Here is an 18,782-nt window from a genome sequence, read left to right as displayed (position 1 = left end):
CAGTATATTCAAAAGCTTATTTATGCAACAAAGCCAAGCAGTAGTTCATACATTATCCCAAAACGTTCCATTAGAAAAGTCACGTTCCACATCATCAACGACAGCATTAAGCTATCATGACACCACGAGACTAATTGAGTTATATTACCAAGGTTTACAATCTATTTGCGATGGTGAGTATCAAAAAGCAATTGAAAATTTCACCGCAATCCACGAGGTATATCCTAATTGTGCTGCGGTATGGAGAGAGCGGGGGCGAGCATTAGTATTACAAGGAGAGAGGGGGCAGGGATTAGCTGCCCTGCTAAAAGCCGATCAGTTATCTGTGAATAACAAGTATGCGATTACACACGAAAATCATACACAAACCGATATATTGAAAATAGACCAGTCTACTCAAACTGACATCGCACCCATCGCAACGTCGTCTGTACAAACAGACAGTAGCACTATAGGAGCGAGCGAGATAGCTACGCAGACGCTCCCAGCTAAGATATTTAGTACATTTACTCAAACAGCAGCACTAGAGCACAAGAATACTGGTATTCAAACCAATTCTGTGGCTATAGGAAGCACAGAGCAGAAAGTACAAACTGAAGCAAATGTTACAAATCAAGATGTGCAAACTGATGATATCGCTACAAATAAGAATTATAGCGATACTAGTACTAGTACTGATGATTTGTTTGTGCTTGGTGCAGGTGTAAGTCATTCGGATATTTTAGACTGGGAAGTAGCATCGCACTCGTCTTCCGAATCTGATGAATCTTCATATTCTGAATCTGTATCAGCAGGAAGTATAGATGAAGAAGAGGAGCGATTTTTATCAGACGAATCACAACAAATATTATCACAAGACAATAGTTATTTTTATAATACGGTAGCTGAAATAGATGAGATGCTAGCATCAGATTTAGACGAAGAAGTGACTCATGCTTTGGAAGACAATAACAATAATGCCTTCTCGCAAAGACAGCAAGAGTTAGAATCTGAGAAAGCAAGGCTAGCAAGTGCATCTATGGAGCTAGCCTCTCACAGTACAAGCAATATGACTGGTAGCATCATATCGGATATAGATAAAAGACTTAAGGATGCTTTCAGTCTGTCAGTAGTTTCGGCTGGCGAAGAAGAGCAGGAGCGTGCTAGTAGCATTGTAGGAGATCACACTGGTTTTTATATTAGTCCTTTTATAGGCAAGACCATACAACAAGAGATAGCAAGTCGTAGTGGTTATCATAGCAAAAATAGAGGTGCGATTATAGGCTATGATATACGCACTAATGATTCTATATTACTGGGTTTTAATTTTACCAAAGCTAATTCAAAAATAAAGTTTCGTAATAATAAACTAGGTGACACCGCAAGTCTTAAAGGAAATTTCTATTCTTTATATGGATTATATACCCCATCTGATCAGAATATTTTCATAAGCACTATTGGCATATATGGAATAAGCGATATCAAGAGCAGTGCTAAGCGTCCAGATAGCCAAATAGCAACCAGCAATCACAAAGCATATAGTAATATTATGCAGGTAATGTTTGGTTATAATTATAAGCCTATAAGCTCTTTAAGCATTAAGCCAATATTTGGTATCAAATATAGTAAGATACGGGACGCATCATATCGCGAATATGGAGCAGGTGCTTATAATTTAGCGCTGTCAGGCACAAAATCACTAGAGCTTGAAACTATAACAGGTTTGAAGTTATCAAATAGTTCTGTGCATGCCTCTAGCATCAGTATTACTCCTGAGATGCATTGTTTTCTACATAAAAATATTAAGTCGAAGAATCCAAATATCACAGCTAAGTTTTTGGATGAGGGAGCTTTATTGTCTTCAGGTCCTATTAATAGATCTAAATTAGTTTTAAGTTATGGAGCGGGATTAAATGTTGCGGCAAAGAATCTAGAGATTGGTTTGTTTTATAACGGTAATAAGGCACGTAAATATATGTCACATGCAGGCAGTATTAAGCTGAAGATTAATATTTAAATGAGTAAGTAATGCGTGAGGAGCCTTAAAAGCAGAGTCAAGAAGTAACTAGAAACTTCCGCGTATAATCTAACTTAAGTTACAGAGGCGGAAGTGATTAGAATTTTAGGTTTTATTGATTTTCAACAAAATAGGAAAAAAATAAAAAATCAAAAAATGCTCTCATGAAGCCGAATCTTGGTCAGAGAGCAAAAAATATATACCAACAATAAAAGGAGAAATCAATGATAAATAAATACACAACGCCAATATTTTTAATACTCATATCTTTAATGAACACACCAGCATATGCAGAGTTTAAAAAAGCAAAAACTTTGATGGAAAAAGTAAAAGGAGGTCTAGTTGGATTGTCAACAGTTACAGTAATTCTTGCGATTATTTGGTGTGGCTACAAGATACTATTTGGTGGTTCTACACTCCGAGAGATGGCACCTATTTTAATTGGCGCGGTAGTACTTGGAGCTGCAACAGAAATAGGCAATCTACTTACAAAATGAAAAATTAAAACTAAAAATTTCAAGAAATAGCAAAGAACATGCAAGAAAAATATAAAATCACGCAGCATAAAATATACAAGGCGATCATTAGACCGGTATTATTTTTCGGTGTGCCTTTAGAGTTATTTTTTTGCATTGCTGCCTTTCTATTTGGTATTGGACTATATTTTGGTCCAATCGTTTGGTTTTTCATCCCAGTAGTTATATTAAGTCTTGGCTTGCTAACCAGAAAGGATGCATTCTTTTTTCACATACTATATCTAAAATGGAAAACTAGTTGGCATTTGAATTTGCCAATCACATGCCATCCAAGATTTCCATTACCTTGGTACAGCAAGCGAAAAAGGCAAGTCGCAAAGGTAAACAAAACACTTGGATGTCAAGCGGTTTCTGGTGCTAGGTATACTGCGGACACGCAAGTAGGCATATGCAAAGTAGTAAGAAGAAGAGGTAGTCTGTGAAATTAAACCATGTTGCCACATTTAATGATTTAGTGCCTTACTCCTCGTGCGTAAGTAGCGAAGTCGTAATGACTAAAAACCAAGATTTTGTATTAACTTGGCAATTAGATGGATTTCCTATTGAATGTGAAAGCATACAGAATTTAGATATTAACAATATGCTTACCCACAATTTCTTGAGAAGTTTTGCATCAGAAAACATTACATTTTATGTGCATATTGTAAGGTCAAAACACCATGATCACTTTGAAGTAGAGACCAAAAATTACTTTGCTGACCGTATTAGTGATTTGTACTACCAGTCACTCGCATCAGAAGCTTTCCGTCGTAACCGTATATTCTTTACAATGGTATACTCGCCGCACAATATATTTGAGCGAGCTGCGTTTAAGGCTACAAGCCCGCAGGAGCAAAAGAAAAGAATAGATGAGCTTTTAAAGAAAGTATCTGAGTTTTCGGAAAGAATAAGTGGTTTTCTTGAAAGATTTGGAGGAAGGAAGTTAACAACATATCAAAACGCACAAGGAGTGGTGTTTTCAAAGCAGTTAGAGTTCTTTAATTTCCTAATATCAAATGTTTGGCAAAAAGTACCAGTACTTAAAAAACCTATCTACGAGACATTTGGAACAAATGACGTATATTTCGCTAATCAAAACGGTCAAATTAATACATCTATGGATAAGAAGTTTTTTAAGGCTATTGAGATATAGCTAACACGGAAATGTTTCTACCACAGATTAGGAAAAACTTAGGCATTGATCAATAATTTTATGTAAACAGTTTTTAAAGTTAGTCCAGCAATGTTTAATAGGATTTAGATCTGGTGAATATGTGAGTAAATACAAAAACTATGGTAAAAACCTTTTCGCGTTAGCTATATCAGAGTTTCCTGATAGCACAAATAGTTTAAGTATGAGTAGCTTACTAATATCTGATTGTGATTTTGTATTAACACAATCTTTCTCATGCGTAAGCAAAAGAAAATCACTTAGCTTCATTAACAATGTCATTAAGAAGCTAAGAGCTTCAGAAGATGACGCATTAACACAAAGAGATGATTTAATTGATGCTAAAGACGAACTCGCTGGCAATGAGATTTTCTTTGGCAAGTATCATTTTAGCTTAGCTATATATGGTAATTCCTTAGAAGAAGCAAAACAAAGCGCCAATAAGCAGATGAGTATCTTAAGTGATTTAGGTTTTGTAGCAATACTTGCTGAATTCTCATTATACGGTCACTTTTTTTCTCAACTACCTGCTGTATTTGACTTAAGACCGCGTCTTTCTTCTATGGCATCGAGGCATTTTGTAGATCTTGCAAGTTTTCACAATTTTGAAAGTGGCAAGAGAGACCAGAATTGCTGGGGTGAGGCGGTTGCAATCCTTAAGACTCCTAACAAGCAAGCTTACTATTTAAATCTTCACGAGTCAAAACTTGGCAAAGATGAGTTTGGTGAAAAGAACAACGCAAGTACTTCAGTAATAGGCTCAACTGGTTCAGGTAAGACTATGTTACTGTCATTCTTACAAATATGCTTGCAAAAATACGGCACTGAAGGGTAAATTCCAGTATTAATTAAGCCAGATTTATATTTTCTTCCCATACCTCATTGGGTGTTTTATAACCGAGCACTTTTCTTGGTAAATTATTTAAAAAATCCTCAATTTCTTGTAATTGCTTTATTGTTAATTTTTTTATATCTAAAGATTTAGAGTATACTCTGTGCACCATTGAGTTAATCTTCTCTATCAATGGTTTTTGCCATGGAGAATAAGGATTGCAAAAATATACTTTTCGTTCAGATTTTGGCAATAGTTGTTCATGATTGGTAAATTCTTTGCCATTATCTAACGTTATGCTTTTGATTATATGCGACAATTGTTTAAGTTTTTTATTCATGTTACCAATCACATCTTGTGTTCTTTTTGAACGGTTTAAAGTGAGAAACACTTTTTGTGTTCTGATATCCACAAGAGCGCCTATATTACGACTTTGATTACCTTTGTTAAAAGTTAAATCACCTTCTAAATGACCTATTGCTGCTATCTTTCTATTTATCTCTGGTCTTTCAGTAATGGAAACTCGATTTGGTATTGTAATTCTTTTGTTTCTGATTCTTGTACCATGATGCAACCTATTTTTCCTTTTTCTTGCTAAAGATAAATATAATTTTTGCCTTTGTGCTATAGGAGATGTATAAATAAACTGGTATATACTCTCTGTAGAAATATTGACAGTATCTCGTGATAGTTTACGTCTACCTGAAATTATATCTGGTGAAATACCCTGTGTTAACTGCTTTATTATTTCTGCTCGTAAATTATTATCAATATCTAATTTTCTTTTTCTCTTACCTTGCCTTAAACTGCAAGCAAGTGTGTTAGCCCTATCTGGTCTATAATTATGCCTCATTCTCTTGAGTTCATAACATATAGTGCTTTTATCACGGCCAATCTTTGTCCCTATATATCGCGAGCTATAACCACTCTTATTCATTTCGTATATTTTAAATCTTTCATCTATCGTTAAATGAGCCATGATATATCTATATTTAAATGATGCTCCTCGCAGCAGAGCTACGAGGTATCTAAAAAAGTTTTAGTTGTTTCTTATGATATCACGAAGCAGAGCTTCGGGGAATTAAACCCTGAGAGATTAAAAATTGATTATATCTGGCTTAATTAATTATAGAACTTTCCATATAAATCACCATTTATTTTACTTATAAGTGCTATGCTACACACTCTTTAGCTACAAACTTTACTCTCTACATAATCATCTCCTGATCTTAGTACAGCAAACACCACTCTTGCCAACTTATTAGCTATGGCAACTGTCGTTTTATTATGGCTACTTCGCTCAGATAAATTAAACATCCATTTCGTAAATTGGCTAAAATCTTTTTTAGATTTCTGTTCTTCCGATGTAAATCTTATCTTGGCATTTAGTACAGCTCTAGCCCCTTGAATTAATAAAGTGCGTAAGTATACATCACCTCGCTTGCTAATTCCCAGCAGCTTATCCTTCCCACCACTTGAATGTTGTCTTGGCACTAATCCTAGCCATGCCGATAATTGCCTGCCATTCTCAAAACTTGTAGCATTACCTATTGATGCTATTAAAGCAGTAGCAGTAATTAAACCAAGACCAGGTATAGCTCTTAATCGTTGATATTGAGTTAGGTTACTTGCTATCATTGTTAATCGTTTTTCTATCTCTTTTATTTTTCTGTTATTATCTAAGAATTCTTCTTTTAGTTCACTAAATGTTTGATAACTTAACTGGCTTAATTTCCCTGCATCTAAAATCTCAATTAATTTTGTGATAACCTTATTAATGCCTTGAGGAACAATAAAACCAAACTCATGTAGTAGCCCCCTAATTTCATTAGCAAGTGCTGTACGATTTTTTACCAATCTCTCTCTTACCCTATGTATTGATAAAATTTCTTGTTGCTCTATAGTTTTAATTGCAACAAATCTCATATTAGGTCTTGTCACGGCTTCACATATCGCTTCAGCATCTGCTTGATCATTTTTATTAGTTTTAACATATGGTTTGACAAATTGCGGTGCCATTAGTTTTACTTCATGCCCTAATTTAGTTATTTCTCTTGCCCAATAACTAGAACCACCACAAGCTTCCATCCCTACTAAACATTGTGGTAAATTAGCCATAAATGTCAAAACCTGATCTCTCATCAATTTTTTCTTTAATACTGTCTTGCCATTTTTATCTACACCATGAATTTGAAAAATTCTTTTTGCAATATCTATACCAATTGTAGTAACCTCCATATGGACCTCCTTAATTGTTGTTTTAATATGTTAAATATTAACCCTAGAAGATTAGCAACTGCTTTTCATTCTCTATATCAGGAGGTCCATACCATTAGTCCACTATCGTTAATTCCTTAATTAATCCATTCTGACTTAGTACTGTTTTTAAATCTACTCCACCTTCTATCAGCAAATCTATTGCTTCATTTATTTTTTTATTCTTCTCTATTTGCATTTCTGTTACCTATATTTTTAATTACTTCTAATATAGGCTCAACAAAAATTTACACAATCATTGCAAAAGACTCAAAAATTCACCTACGTGGATACGGTTGGGTTACGGTATTTAAGTTTGTGGCAAAAAATGGTCGCATTGATTACATAACAACTAATTTAGAGAATCCTACACGTGAGCAAATAGAGAAAATTGTTAAGGCGCGTTGGTCTATAGAAGTTTATCATCGAGAATTGAAACAAACTTGTGGTATTGAATGCTGTCAGGCACGCACGGGTCGAGCTCAAAGAAATCATATTTGCCTTGCTGTATTGGCCTGGCTTGATATGAACAAAAGGAGGATAAATGAAAACATTACTTTATATCAACAAACTTGGGAAGTTATAAAAACATCAATTCAGAACAACATTAAATGGCTTCTAACTAATACACAATTTTGCTAAGTGCGAAACTCCTGTAAGGATTGCAAAAATATACTTTTCGTTCAGATTTTGGCAATAGTTGTTCATGATTGGTAAATTCTTTGCCATTATCTAACGTTATGCTTTTGATTATATGCGACAATTGTTTAAGTTTTTTATTCATGTTACCAATCACATCTTGTGTTCTTTTTGAACGGTTTAAAGTGAGAAACACTTTTTGTGTTCTGATATCCACAAGAGCGCCTATATTACGACTTTGATTACCTTTGTTAAAAGTTAAATCACCTTCTAAATGACCTATTGCTGCTATCTTTCTATTTATCTCTGGTCTTTCAGTAATGGAAACTCGATTTGGTATTGTAATTCTTTTGTTTCTGATTCTTGTACCATGATGCAACCTATTTTTCCTTTTTCTTGCTAAAGATAAATATAATTTTTGCCTTTGTGCTATAGGAGATGTATAAATAAACTGGTATATACTCTCTGTAGAAATATTGACAGTATCTCGTGATAGTTTACGTCTACCTGAAATTATATCTGGTGAAATACCCTGTGTTAACTGCTTTATTATTTCTGCTCGTAAATTATTATCAATATCTAATTTTCTTTTTCTCTTACCTTGCCTTAAACTGCAAGCAAGTGTGTTAGCCCTATCTGGTCTATAATTATGCCTCATTCTCTTGAGTTCATAACATATAGTGCTTTTATCACGGCCAATCTTTGTCCCTATATATCGCGAGCTATAACCACTCTTATTCATTTCGTATATTTTAAATCTTTCATCTATCGTTAAATGAGCCATGATATATCTATATTTAAAATGATGCTCCTCGCAGCAGAGCTACGAGGTATCTAAAAAAGTTTTAGTTGTTTCTTATGATATCACGAAGCAGAGCTTCGGGGAATTAAACCCTGAGAGATTAAAAAAAGTGGCGAGTGTATCAATCTATAATTTGTATTATATATCAAATAATTTACTTTAAATTGTAGAAATATCGCTTTTAAGCTGATAAAAGCACTAAATATTTAACTTTAAATATAAATTTTTACTTTAGTCAGAAAAATTAGAATTTTTGTCAAAACTTCAGAAGAAAATGTTTGAGAAATATCCAAATCTTAAAGAAAAATTATGGGGAAGTGAGTTTGGGAGTAAAGGATATTTTATGAGCACAGTAGGTAAACATGGTGATGAGCAGAAATTATGTAATTATGTACAGAATCAAGGTTCAGGCAAACCTTCTTATAAAGCATTTCAACAAAAACAGTTAAAGCTTTTTGGATAGATACCTCGTAGCTCTGCTGCGAGGTATCTAAAAAAGTTTTAGTTGTTTCTTATGATATCACGAAGCAGAGCTTCGGGGAATTAAACCCTGAGAGATTAAAAAAAGTGGCGAGTGTATCAATCTATAATTTGTATTATATATCAAATAATTACTTTAAATTGTAGAAATATCGCTTTTAAGCTGATAAAAGCACTAAATATTTAACTTTAAATATAAATTTTTACTTTAGTCAGAAAAATTAGAATTTTTGTCAAAACTTCAGAAATTAGATATCCAACCAAAATTAAATACAAAATGGCAAACAAGATAAGTACTCAGAGATAATTGATATATATAAATTGGTAATTGACTGATTGGACAAAAAAGTTTATCATCACCTCAAGTTAAATATAGTCAGGACATGTATGAAAGTCGTTAGTTCGTTAAAATCATTGAAAAAACGTGATAAAGATTGTCAAATCGTTAAAAGAAGAGACAAAATTTTTGTAATAAATAAGAAGAATAAAAGATTTAAGGCAAAACAAGGTTAAATATTTTTAAAGTATAGATAATAATGGCGGGACACTCAAAGTTTAAAAATATTCAGCATCGTAAAGGTGCTCAAGATAAGAAAAGAGCAAAAGTTTTTACAAAATTAATCCGTGAGATAGTTACTGCCGTCAAAGCTGGCTCTACAAACCCCGATAATAATCCACGTCTTAGAACTGCTTTAGCCACTGCTCGCAGCCAAAATCTTCCTAAAGAAAGAATTGATAAAGCTGTTAATAGTGCTAATGATTCCGCTAATAATGAAAATTATACAGAAATTAGATATGAGGGTTATGCACCCGGCGGTATTGCTATAATAGTTGAAGCTTTAACTGACAATAAAAATCGTACTGCTGCTGAGGTACGCTCCAGCTTTACTAAATATGGCGGCAATTTGGGCGAAACCGGTAGCGTTAATTTTTTATTCAAACATTGTGGAGTCATTCAATATCCTCTAGAAATTAGCTCAGTTGAAAATATTTTAGAAACTGCAATAGAAGCAGGAGCAGATGATATAGTTTCAGATGAAGTACTACATACTATATACACCGATATTGAAAATTTTTCTAATGTCTTAGAGTTTCTAACAGATAAATATGGCACTGCTGAAGAAGCTTATATAGGATGGGTTCCTTTAAATACAATAATTATCGATGATAAAGAAAAAGCTGAAAAGCTTCTAAAGCTTGTTGATCTTTTAGAAGAAAGCGACGATGTGCAGAGAGTTTTCGGTAATTACGAATTATCAGATGAAATTTACGAGATTTTACAAGGCAGTGATGAATAATATGCAAATAATTATTTTAGCAGCTGGCAAAGGCAGCAGAATGGAGTCTGATTTACCAAAAGTAATGCATGAGGTTGGTGGCGTTCCAATGCTTGAAACAGTGTTAAATAATTCTCTTAAAGTAACTGATGATGTAGTTATAGTTTATTCAGAAGATTTAAAAAAATATTTGACACCTTATGAAAATATGTGTCGTTTTGCCTTACAAAAAGAGCCTAAAGGTACAGCTCATGCTACTCATGCAGCAATAGATTTGATTGATAAGAATAAAACTACTTTAGTATTATATGGTGATCACCCACTTATTACTCCGGAATTAATGAATGAATTAGTAGAATACCTAAATTTTAGTAACGCTTCATTAGTAACATTATGTTTTGAAAGAGATGATCCCGCTTTTTATGGTAGAATCTCCATAGATCAAAATGGTGAATTTTTGGAAATAATTGAATATAAAAATGCTAATGAAGAACAAAAGAAAATAAAGCTTTGTAATTCTGGAATTATGGCATTTAATCCTGGAATTTTAAACAAATATTTACCTTTATTTGCTACTGATTTTAGAGATAATAAAGAAGTTTATTTAACAGAAATAGTAAAATTGTGCAAAGCTAAAGAAGAAAAAGTTTCTTATTTATTATCTGATAATCATGATTTGATTGTCGGTGTTAATACTAACAATGAACTTTTGGAAGCTAACAATATTTTTTCAAATAATAAATAATAGTAAATTCTATTATAGCTCTCATAAATGGATATTAAATTTGTATTTAAGATCTGAAGTTTTGACAAAAAATTTTTATTAAAAAAAGTGGCGAGTGTATCAATCTATAATTTGTATTATATATCCAATAATTTACTTTAAATTGTAGAAATGTCGCTTTTAAGCTGATAAAAGCACTAAATATTTAACTTTAAATATAAATTTTTACTTTAGTCAGAAAAATTAGAATTTTTGTCAAAACTTCAGTAAGATGGAACCCGCTTTCCATCTCAAATACTCATTATTTATGGATAGATGGCCGAGCGGTTTAAGGCGCACGCCTGGAAAGCGTGTTCACGGCAACGTGTCGGGGGTTCGAATCCCCCTCTATCCGCCAGCTAAAAATTAAAACTAATAATATATATAATTAGCACTTTTTCTTTTCTACTGAAGTTTTGACAAAAATTCTAATTTTTCTGACTAAAGTAAAAATTTATATTTAAAGTTAAATATTTAGTGCTTTTATCAGCTTAAAAGCGATATTTCTACAATTTAAAGTAAATTATTGGATATATAATACAAATTATAGATTGATACACTCGCCACTTTTTTTAATAAAAATTTTTTGTCAAAACTTCAGTTTCTAAAGTCTTTATTTTATTTTCTCTCTACCGTTATATATTCCTAAAAAAATTGGTATACGAATACACAAAACACTTCATTATTTTGAATATCTATTCGATTATATAGCTTAATGCGATAAGGTAGTGACTTATAGTATGAGTTGGATTATACTAAATGAAAAACTTATGGCAAAGGCATATTCATACGATTTAAGAATACGAGTAATAAAAAGTTTAACAGATGGTAAAACAATAAAAGAGACTGCAGAGCTATACTCTATTAGTAGGAAGACTATAATAGAGTGGAAAAAATTAAAGAAACAAACTGGCGATGTCAAAGCAAAAAGTGGTTATCATACAGGACATCGTAGAATAATAAGAGACATAGAGGGATTTAAAAAATTTATAGAACTTAATTTTGATAAAACCACCATGGAGCTAGCTAAGAACTGGAGTCAAAAAGTATCTGCAAGTACTATATCAAGATTGCTTAATAAATTAGGTTATAGTTATAAAAAAAACTTTTCTTCATCCCAAAAGGGATATTGGTCTAAGGAATGAGTTTATATTGAAACTAAAAACTATAGATAAACAAGATTTAGTATTTATAGATGAGTCTGGGATAGAAGATAATAGCTTTAGAGAACACGGGTGGAGCATTATCGGTCAAAGATGTTATGGTGAAAAGGTCTATCAACATCAATCACGTATTAGTATGATTGCTGGGCTGTGTGTCAAAGATATGATTGCCCCGATAATATTTGATGGAACATGTAATAAGAACATTTTTGAAACTTATGTACAAGAGATATTGATCAAGGAATTAAAGCCTAGTCAGATAGTCGTAATGGATAAATGATGCTCCTCGCAGCAGAGCTACGAGGTATCTAAAAAAGTTTTAGTTGTTTCTTATGATATCACGAAGCAGAGCTTCGGGGAATTAAACCCTGAGAGATTAATGATCGTTTACGTAACATAGCTTTATCTTCTAATTCTAGTAACCTGAATTCTGGATTAGCTAATTTTGAGATATAGCAGGTTTGTTAGGTTTCATACAGTATGCAATTAGGGCGGATAAGATATGTACAAAGGCATTCCAAATTGATCTATGTCTTGTATGTTCGATCTCGAAAGCACCCTTCAGCACACTAAATACTGTTTCGATAATTGAGCGTTTGTGTAATAATATTTTTTCAAATAATGGCATAAGTTTATTCTTCATTTTCTTCTTTATGCCAGTTACTAACTTAATTCCTTTGCTGTATAGATCATCAAAGAGCTCCTGTTTGATATAACCCTTATCGCCAAACAATAATCCCGTGATATGTTTGGTGATTATCGAAACCGGTATAATGGACTAATGGTATGGACCTCCTGATATAGAGAATGAAAAGCAGTTGCTAATCTTCTAGGGTTAATATTTAACATATTAAAACAACAATTAAGGAGGTCCATATGGAGGTTACTACAATTGGTATAGATATTGCAAAAAGAATTTTTCAAATTCATGGTGTAGATAAAAATGGCAAGACAGTATTAAAGAAAAAATTGATGAGAGATCAGGTTTTGACATTTATGGCTAATTTACCACAATGTTTAGTAGGGATGGAAGCTTGTGGTGGTTCTAGTTATTGGGCAAGAGAAATAACTAAATTAGGGCATGAAGTAAAACTAATGGCACCGCAATTTGTCAAACCATATGTTAAAACTAATAAAAATGATCAAGCAGATGCTGAAGCGATATGTGAAGCCGTGACAAGACCTAATATGAGATTTGTTGCAATTAAAACTATAGAGCAACAAGAAATTTTATCAATACATAGGGTAAGAGAGAGATTGGTAAAAAATCGTACAGCACTTGCTAATGAAATTAGGGGGCTACTACATGAGTTTGGTTTTATTGTTCCTCAAGGCATTAATAAGGTTATCACAAAATTAATTGAGATTTTAGATGCAGGGAAATTAAGCCAGTTAAGTTATCAAACATTTAGTGAACTAAAAGAAGAATTCTTAGATAATAACAGAAAAATAAAAGAGATAGAAAAACGATTAACAATGATAGCAAGTAACCTAACTCAATATCAACGATTAAGAGCTATACCTGGTCTTGGTTTAATTACTGCTACTGCTTTAATAGCATCAATAGGTAATGCTACAAGTTTTGAGAATGGCAGGCAATTATCGGCATGGCTAGGATTAGTGCCAAGACAACATTCAAGTGGTGGGAAGGATAAGCTGCTGGGAATTAGCAAGCGAGGTGATGTATACTTACGCACTTTATTAATTCAAGGGGCTAGAGCTGTACTAAATGCCAAGATAAGATTTACATCGGAAGAACAGAAATCTAAAAAAGATTTTAGCCAATTTACGAAATGGATGTTTAATTTATCTGAGCGAAGTAGCCATAATAAAACGACAGTTGCCATAGCTAATAAGTTGGCAAGAGTGGTGTTTGCTGTACTAAGATCAGGAGATGATTATGTAGAGAGTAAAGTTTGTAGCTAAAGAGTGTGTAGCATAGCACTTATAAGTAAAATAAATGGTGATTTATATAATGAATAGGTAAAAGCAAAACAATATGTAAGAGATTCCAACCCGAAATATGCTTGAGATAATTAATATTGATGGTAAATAAGACAAACCTTAGCTTACAAAAAAACTGCGTTTTTCAGTGGCTCTTTTAGAAGCCGATGGACTGATAAGTATATAGTTTGTAAGCCAGCGAATTCCATCAGGGCTGTAGAATAAATTAGGTTGATTTATCAGCTATAAGCCGGATACATGACTGCATTTGTTTGTTTTTATTATTGATGTTATTTTTTTCTTGCATTCTACAGGAGGTCCATACATGAAAAAATTGGACAAAAAAATGAAGGAGTGTGTTTCCGCAATAAGTTAGAATAAATAGCAATAAACTTAAGAGGAAAGATGAAGAAAAATAAAGTAAAAATTTTCAGTGCTTCAGAAAAAACGGGGATAGTATTAGAATTAATAAAAGAGGAGTCGACACTTGGTCAGTTAGCTTCAAAATATGCAATAAGTGTTAAAACAATTCAAAATTGGAAAAAACAGTTTTTAGGTAATGCGGCATTAGCTTTTGAACCAGCTAAAGTTTTGAGTGAATATCAAGAACAAATAAATCATTTACAAGAGCAAAATGATGAACTTGCTAAAGCTCTTGGTAGAATCACAGTTGAGAGGGACTGGGCCGTGGGAAAGCTCAAAAGCTTGGATTTATCAAATAAAAAGAGTCTTGTACACTCCAAGCTAAATCAACTCTCAAAATCAAGACAGTGTGAACTATTAAAGATTAGTCGATCTACAGCCTACTATAAATCCAAGGAGATGAGTATAAATAAATTAAGTATTTTAAATAGAATAGATGAAATATATACAGATAATCCTGAATTTGGTTATCGCTATATTCATCAACAGTTACTAGAAGATGGTTTTATTGTCGGTAAAGATCGAGTACTGAAATATATGAGGATGATGGGTATAGAAGCTATTTAGAGTCTTTTGCAATGATTGTGTAAATTTTTGTTGAGCCTATATTAGAAGTAATTAAAAATATAGGTAACAGAAATGCAAATAGAGAAGAATAAAAAAATAAATGAAGCAATAGATTTGCTGATAGAAGGCGGAGTAGATTTAAAAACAGTACTAAGTCAGAATGGATTAATTAAGGAATTAACCAAGGGTATTTTAGAGCGAGCACTGCATGCTGAGATGTCAGAACATTTAGGTTATAGCAAGTATGATAGAGCTGAAACTGAGAATGCGAGGAATGGTAGTTTTAGTAAGAATCTGATTAGTGAGAATGGTACTATAGAGATAAATGTTCCAAGAGACAGACAAGGTAAATTTGAACCTATAACAGTCTCAAAGAAACAAACAAGAATAGATGGCTTAGACCAAAAGATAATATCCTTATATGCGAAGGGTATGAGTGTGTCTGATATTAAAACACAATTGCAAGAATTATATGGAGCTGAGATCAGTGAGAGCCTAATCAGCAGGATTACAGATGAAGTAATAGATGAGGTCAAGATTTGGCAGAGTAGACCTCTTGAGTCAGTATACCCTATAGTATATTTTGACTGTTTAGTAGTGAAAGTAAGACAAGCTAAACTTATTATTAATAAATCAGTATATGTAGCTTTAGGAATAGATTTATCTGGCAGAAAGGATATTTTAGGCTTATGGATAAGTGAGAATGAAGGAGCTAAATTTTGGCTTGGTAATTTTACTGAAATGAAGAATCGAGGAGTAAAAGATATCTTAATTGCTTGTAGTGATAATCTAACTGGTATGTCTGATGCTATTGCATCAGTATATCCGAAAACTGAACATCAAATTTGTATTGTCCATCAGATCAGGAATAGCCTCAAATATGTATCATATAAAGATAGAAAGCAATTAGCAGCGGATTTGAAACTAATCTATACTTCTGCTACTGAAAAAGAAGCAGAATTAGCTCTTGAGTCATTTGATCAAAAATGGAGTAAGCAATATCCGCATATAGCTAAATCTTGGTATAATAATTGGGATAATTTGATAATTTTCTTGCAATATCCAAAGGAGATTCGTAAGATTATTTACACTACAAATGCGATAGAATCGCTGAATAGCCAATTGAGAAAAGTTACTAAGAATAAACGCATCTTTCCAAATGATGACGCAGTATTTAAAGTTTTATATCTGACAATTGATTATATTACCAAAAAATGGTCTATGCCTATCCCCAATTGGAATGAAGCTATGGCTCATTTTATGATCAAATTTGATGGTAGAATTTAATGGTTCACGAAATTTACACAATTGATGAGACAGAGCCGCTATTTACCCACATAAGAAAAAATCTACTTCTCGAAACGATAGTGAGCATAAGATCTATAGCTAGTCCGTCCGCCAAAACTCTACAAGCCTTATAGATAATATGGTTTTAAGACAAGAAGTAATACAACAATCCGTAAGAAAATGATAAAATATGGTCATAAACCTTATGGATTTCAGTCAATGCCAATAGACAACATTATCAAATCGCAAGAACAAGGGAAACTGTTTGGTTATAAATTAAAAGAAGAATTAAACCCAAATAATAAGCTATATAAATTAAGAGAATTAATAAATTGGTCTAGGCTCGAAGAGTGGTTATCAAAAAATGTTTGTATTAAGAAATTTGGTAGAAATAGAAAATGTCATAGAGTGATGCTTGGCATAACGATGCTACAAGCAATGTATAATTTTTCAGATTCATTATCAGAGGAAGAGCTAAAAGAGAATATGTATTGGCAGTATTTCTGCGGGTGGGAATATATAGAAAAAGACATAGCTATCTCGGAAACTAGTATACGACGGTTTCGTAGTGTATTAGGTGAAGCTGGATATAATGAGATATTATCGGAGTTGATCAGGGTTGGGATAAAAACTAACACAATTAAAAAAAAAGATTTGGAATTAATCATCGCTGATACGACTGTACAAATTAAGAATATCAAACACCCACACGATGTTTATTTAATGGATAAAGCTAGGCTTAGCATAGTAAAGCTTTGCAACAGTTTGGGTATACATTTGAATGAAACATACGCTAGAACCTATAAACGCGATATAGTAAAGCTATGGAAATATAAAGAACATAGTAAAGCCAAGAAGCGTTGGAAAATAATGAAGCATTTAAAAATATTACTGGGTCGTTTGATTAGAGTATGTGAGCGTGAGATCAAAAATAAGCAATTAAACTTGTCTCTCAAAAATCAAGAAGTATTGCAAAAAATAAAACAAATACATAACCAATCTGTTTTAAAAAGAGAAGCTAAAAAGCAATATAAAGAAGATAACAAAGTATTATATAGTTTTCATGCCCCTGAAGTAGAGTGTATAGGAAAGGGAAAACGCAACAAGCCATATGAGTTTGGCAATAAAGTAGCGGTAGTAGTAAGTGGTCGTAGAAATTTTGTTTTATCCGCAAAATCGTTTCATAATAATCCTTATGATGGTCATACATTGCATCAGAGCTTTGAAGCAGTAGAGAGTGTCACTGGAATCAAGATAAAGAAATCATTTGTTGATCTTGGGTATAGTGGTAGCAATGTAAAGGAGAAGAGTAAGGTATATACCCCAAAAACGCGGAAGAAGTTGTTACAAGAGGACAAGTCTATGATCAAGAGACGCAGTGCCATAGAACCAATAATAGGTCACTTAAAGCAATATGGTCGGATGGGTAGAAACTTCTTGAAAGGTATGATAGGAGATATTATCAATCCAATAATCTCTGCTATTGGTTTGAATTTACGATGCATTGCAAATCATTTACAAATCGTGTCTAACTCCACATAAATCAAAAATATCATCATGCAAAAACTAGATGAACGATAAAAAATCGTTAACAATAGCTCCATATCAAAATTAGACCAACACAGAAATGTATCAGTAAAAATTAACATCAGGAGTTTCGCACTTAGCAAAATTGTGTATTAGTTAGAAGCCATTTAATGTTGTTCTGAATTGATGTTTTTATAACTTCCCAAGTTTGTTGATATAAAGTAATGTTTTCATTTATCCTCCTTTTGTTCATATCAAGCCAGGCCAATACAGCAAGGCAAATATGATTTCTTTGAGCTCGACCCGTGCGTGCCTGACAGCATTCAATACCACAAGTTTGTTTCAATTCTCGATGATAAACTTCTATAGACCAACGCGCCTTAACAATTTTCTCTATTTGCTCACGTGTAGGATTCTCTAAATTAGTTGTTATGTAATCAATGCGACCATTTTTTGCCACAAACTTAAATACCGTAACCCAACCGTATCCACGTAGGTGAATTTTTAGCCCTTCATCGGGAATCTCTAAAGTTTCCAAGCTAACATTACGATTAACTTTTCTATTTTTTCTTAGGTTGGTAACCCATATCCAACCTAAATTACGTATATGTTTTAAATTATCCAAACCACTATACCAAGCATCCATAACTATAGCATCAGGCTTGATACCTCTTTCTTTAGCTAAAGTAAGCATATCACAAAAATGCTCGTTCTTTGTTTTACCATCAGTTTCTTTATCATATATTCTATAATCTACAGGAGTAGATTGATCAATTTGAGTATTGTAATGCAGTAAGTTTACCATTCCTATACCAGGTATAACATCATGTACAGCCCCAGAATATTGATAATTTACAAGCTCGATCCTCTTACTGTATTGCTTTGACAATAAGGTGTCATCTCCCACTAATAAACAAGGATCTTCCAGATCAATATATTTTGACACTTTGCTATAGATTTCGCTAGGGCGAAAATCCTTACTCTTTAACCATCGACTTGCACTATCGTGCGATAGATCTAATGGACTTACTTCAGATAATGCTTTGCTAGTATATCTTACACTACTTGCTTGTAAGAATGATTTATATAAATCTTTGCTACATTTTGATCTTGTCATTTTTATCTAAAACTATTTTTCTC

19 protein-coding genes, 1 tRNA gene and 3 pseudogenes are annotated in these 18,782 nt (G+C 32.9%); 17 read left to right on the top strand and 6 right to left on the bottom strand.

Annotated elements, in window-relative coordinates; genetic code table 11:
* Positions 1-22 precede the first annotated feature (22 nt).
* The 5 genes from AAHI98_RS04870 to AAHI98_RS04850 all read left to right on the top strand — a co-directional run bounded on the left by AAHI98_RS04870 (position 23) and on the right by AAHI98_RS04850 (position 4,517).
* Positions 23-1,996, top strand: coding sequence for an autotransporter outer membrane beta-barrel domain-containing protein (locus AAHI98_RS04870; RefSeq protein WP_342225200.1), 1,974 nt, complete (start codon positions 23-25; stop codon positions 1,994-1,996).
* Positions 1,997-2,220: 224 nt separating this feature from the next.
* On the top strand, positions 2,221-2,493 hold the full coding sequence (locus tag AAHI98_RS04865) for a TrbC/VirB2 family protein (RefSeq protein WP_342225199.1): 273 nt from the start codon (positions 2,221-2,223) through the stop codon (positions 2,491-2,493).
* Positions 2,494-2,531: 38 nt separating this feature from the next.
* Positions 2,532-2,954 (top strand): VirB3 family type IV secretion system protein, encoded by a 423-nt coding sequence (locus AAHI98_RS04860; RefSeq protein WP_342225198.1) that lies wholly within the window; start codon positions 2,532-2,534, stop codon positions 2,952-2,954.
* Between the two features lie 68 nt (positions 2,955-3,022).
* Positions 3,023-3,664, top strand: coding sequence for a VirB4 family type IV secretion/conjugal transfer ATPase (locus tag AAHI98_RS04855; protein ID WP_342225197.1), 642 nt, complete (start codon positions 3,023-3,025; stop codon positions 3,662-3,664).
* A 121-nt stretch (positions 3,665-3,785) separates the two neighbouring features.
* Complete coding sequence (locus AAHI98_RS04850) at positions 3,786-4,517, top strand: VirB4 family type IV secretion/conjugal transfer ATPase (RefSeq protein ID WP_342225196.1); 732 nt, start codon at positions 3,786-3,788, stop codon at positions 4,515-4,517.
* Positions 4,518-4,530: 13 nt separating this feature from the next.
* Here the strand turns inward: AAHI98_RS04850 and AAHI98_RS04845 are convergent, their stop codons facing one another.
* The 3 genes from AAHI98_RS04845 to AAHI98_RS04835 form a co-directional block, all read right to left on the bottom strand.
* Entirely contained in the window at positions 4,531-5,493 is a 963-nt protein-coding gene (locus AAHI98_RS04845; protein WP_342224646.1) for an IS30 family transposase, read from the bottom strand.
* Positions 5,494-5,702: 209 nt separating this feature from the next.
* Positions 5,703-6,752 (bottom strand): IS110 family RNA-guided transposase, encoded by a 1,050-nt coding sequence (locus AAHI98_RS04840; RefSeq protein WP_342224642.1) that lies wholly within the window; start codon positions 6,750-6,752, stop codon positions 5,703-5,705.
* Between the two features lie 94 nt (positions 6,753-6,846).
* On the bottom strand, positions 6,847-6,969 hold the full coding sequence (locus tag AAHI98_RS04835; protein WP_342225195.1) for a hypothetical protein: 123 nt from the start codon (positions 6,967-6,969) through the stop codon (positions 6,847-6,849).
* Between the two features lie 74 nt (positions 6,970-7,043).
* On the opposite strand from AAHI98_RS04835, the pseudogene AAHI98_RS04830 reads away from it, so the two are divergent.
* A pseudogene (locus tag AAHI98_RS04830) lies at positions 7,044-7,412 on the top strand (transposase); the annotation flags it as partial.
* Between the two features lie 13 nt (positions 7,413-7,425).
* On the opposite strand, the pseudogene AAHI98_RS04825 reads toward AAHI98_RS04830, so the two are convergent.
* Positions 7,426-8,193: pseudogene (locus tag AAHI98_RS04825) on the bottom strand (IS30 family transposase); the annotation flags it as partial.
* A gap of 292 nt (positions 8,194-8,485) precedes the next feature.
* Between AAHI98_RS04825 and AAHI98_RS04820 the strand changes: the two are divergent.
* From AAHI98_RS04820 to AAHI98_RS04790, 7 genes are all read left to right on the top strand, one after another.
* Positions 8,486-8,674 (top strand): transposase, encoded by a 189-nt coding sequence (locus tag AAHI98_RS04820; protein WP_342225192.1) that lies wholly within the window; start codon positions 8,486-8,488, stop codon positions 8,672-8,674.
* A gap of 404 nt (positions 8,675-9,078) precedes the next feature.
* Positions 9,079-9,204: a type B 50S ribosomal protein L36 gene (gene ykgO, locus AAHI98_RS04815; RefSeq protein ID WP_342225377.1), complete on the top strand. Its 126-nt coding sequence runs from the start codon at positions 9,079-9,081 to the stop codon at positions 9,202-9,204.
* Between the two features lie 23 nt (positions 9,205-9,227).
* Positions 9,228-9,989: a YebC/PmpR family DNA-binding transcriptional regulator gene (locus AAHI98_RS04810; RefSeq protein WP_342225191.1), complete on the top strand. Its 762-nt coding sequence runs from the start codon at positions 9,228-9,230 to the stop codon at positions 9,987-9,989.
* Positions 9,982-10,713 carry a sugar phosphate nucleotidyltransferase gene (locus AAHI98_RS04805; protein WP_410526212.1) on the top strand — a complete coding sequence of 244 codons (732 nt, stop codon included), beginning with the start codon at positions 9,982-9,984 and terminating at the stop codon, positions 10,711-10,713. The genes AAHI98_RS04810 and AAHI98_RS04805 overlap by 8 nt, the downstream gene beginning before the upstream one ends.
* A 288-nt stretch (positions 10,714-11,001) precedes the next feature.
* Positions 11,002-11,089, top strand: a tRNA-Ser gene (locus AAHI98_RS04800).
* Positions 11,090-11,471: 382 nt separating this feature from the next.
* Positions 11,472-11,876, top strand: coding sequence for a helix-turn-helix domain-containing protein (locus AAHI98_RS04795; protein ID WP_342225189.1), 405 nt, complete (start codon positions 11,472-11,474; stop codon positions 11,874-11,876).
* A gap of 7 nt (positions 11,877-11,883) precedes the next feature.
* Positions 11,884-12,174, top strand: a complete 291-nt coding sequence (locus AAHI98_RS04790) for a transposase (RefSeq protein ID WP_342225188.1) — start codon at positions 11,884-11,886, stop codon at positions 12,172-12,174.
* Between the two features lie 159 nt (positions 12,175-12,333).
* Here the strand turns inward: AAHI98_RS04790 and AAHI98_RS04785 are convergent.
* Positions 12,334-12,663 (bottom strand): annotated as a pseudogene (locus AAHI98_RS04785) (transposase); the annotation flags it as partial.
* Positions 12,664-12,770: 107 nt separating this feature from the next.
* Here AAHI98_RS04785 and AAHI98_RS04780 point away from each other — a divergent pair.
* The 4 genes from AAHI98_RS04780 (at position 12,771) to AAHI98_RS04765 (ending at position 17,657) form a co-directional block, all read left to right on the top strand.
* Complete coding sequence (locus tag AAHI98_RS04780) at positions 12,771-13,820, top strand: IS110 family RNA-guided transposase (protein ID WP_342224642.1); 1,050 nt, start codon at positions 12,771-12,773, stop codon at positions 13,818-13,820.
* Between the two features lie 423 nt (positions 13,821-14,243).
* Positions 14,244-14,828 carry an IS3 family transposase gene (locus AAHI98_RS04775; protein ID WP_342225187.1) on the top strand — a complete coding sequence of 195 codons (585 nt, stop codon included), beginning with the start codon at positions 14,244-14,246 and terminating at the stop codon, positions 14,826-14,828.
* Positions 14,829-14,900: 72 nt separating this feature from the next.
* The gene (locus tag AAHI98_RS04770) at positions 14,901-16,115 is read left to right on the top strand and encodes an IS256 family transposase (RefSeq protein ID WP_342225186.1); all 1,215 of its coding nucleotides are present in this window, start codon (positions 14,901-14,903) and stop codon (positions 16,113-16,115) included.
* 180 nt (positions 16,116-16,295) lie between these two features.
* A complete protein-coding gene (locus AAHI98_RS04765) occupies positions 16,296-17,657 on the top strand; it encodes an IS5 family transposase (RefSeq protein WP_342224717.1) in 1,362 nt (453 codons plus the stop codon).
* Positions 17,658-17,778: 121 nt separating this feature from the next.
* On the opposite strand, the gene AAHI98_RS04760 is transcribed toward AAHI98_RS04765, so the two are convergent.
* On the bottom strand, positions 17,779-18,759 hold the full coding sequence (locus tag AAHI98_RS04760; RefSeq protein ID WP_342224656.1) for an IS701 family transposase: 981 nt from the start codon (positions 18,757-18,759) through the stop codon (positions 17,779-17,781).
* Between the last annotated feature and the right edge of the window lie 23 nt (positions 18,760-18,782).

The sequence above is a fragment of the Rickettsia endosymbiont of Urophora cardui genome, from assembly GCF_964030725.1.
Lineage (GTDB): Bacteria > Pseudomonadota > Alphaproteobacteria > Rickettsiales > Rickettsiaceae > Rickettsia.
The sequence above is the reverse complement of the archived record's forward strand: the minus strand, read 5'-3'. Positions and strand labels throughout refer to the sequence as shown.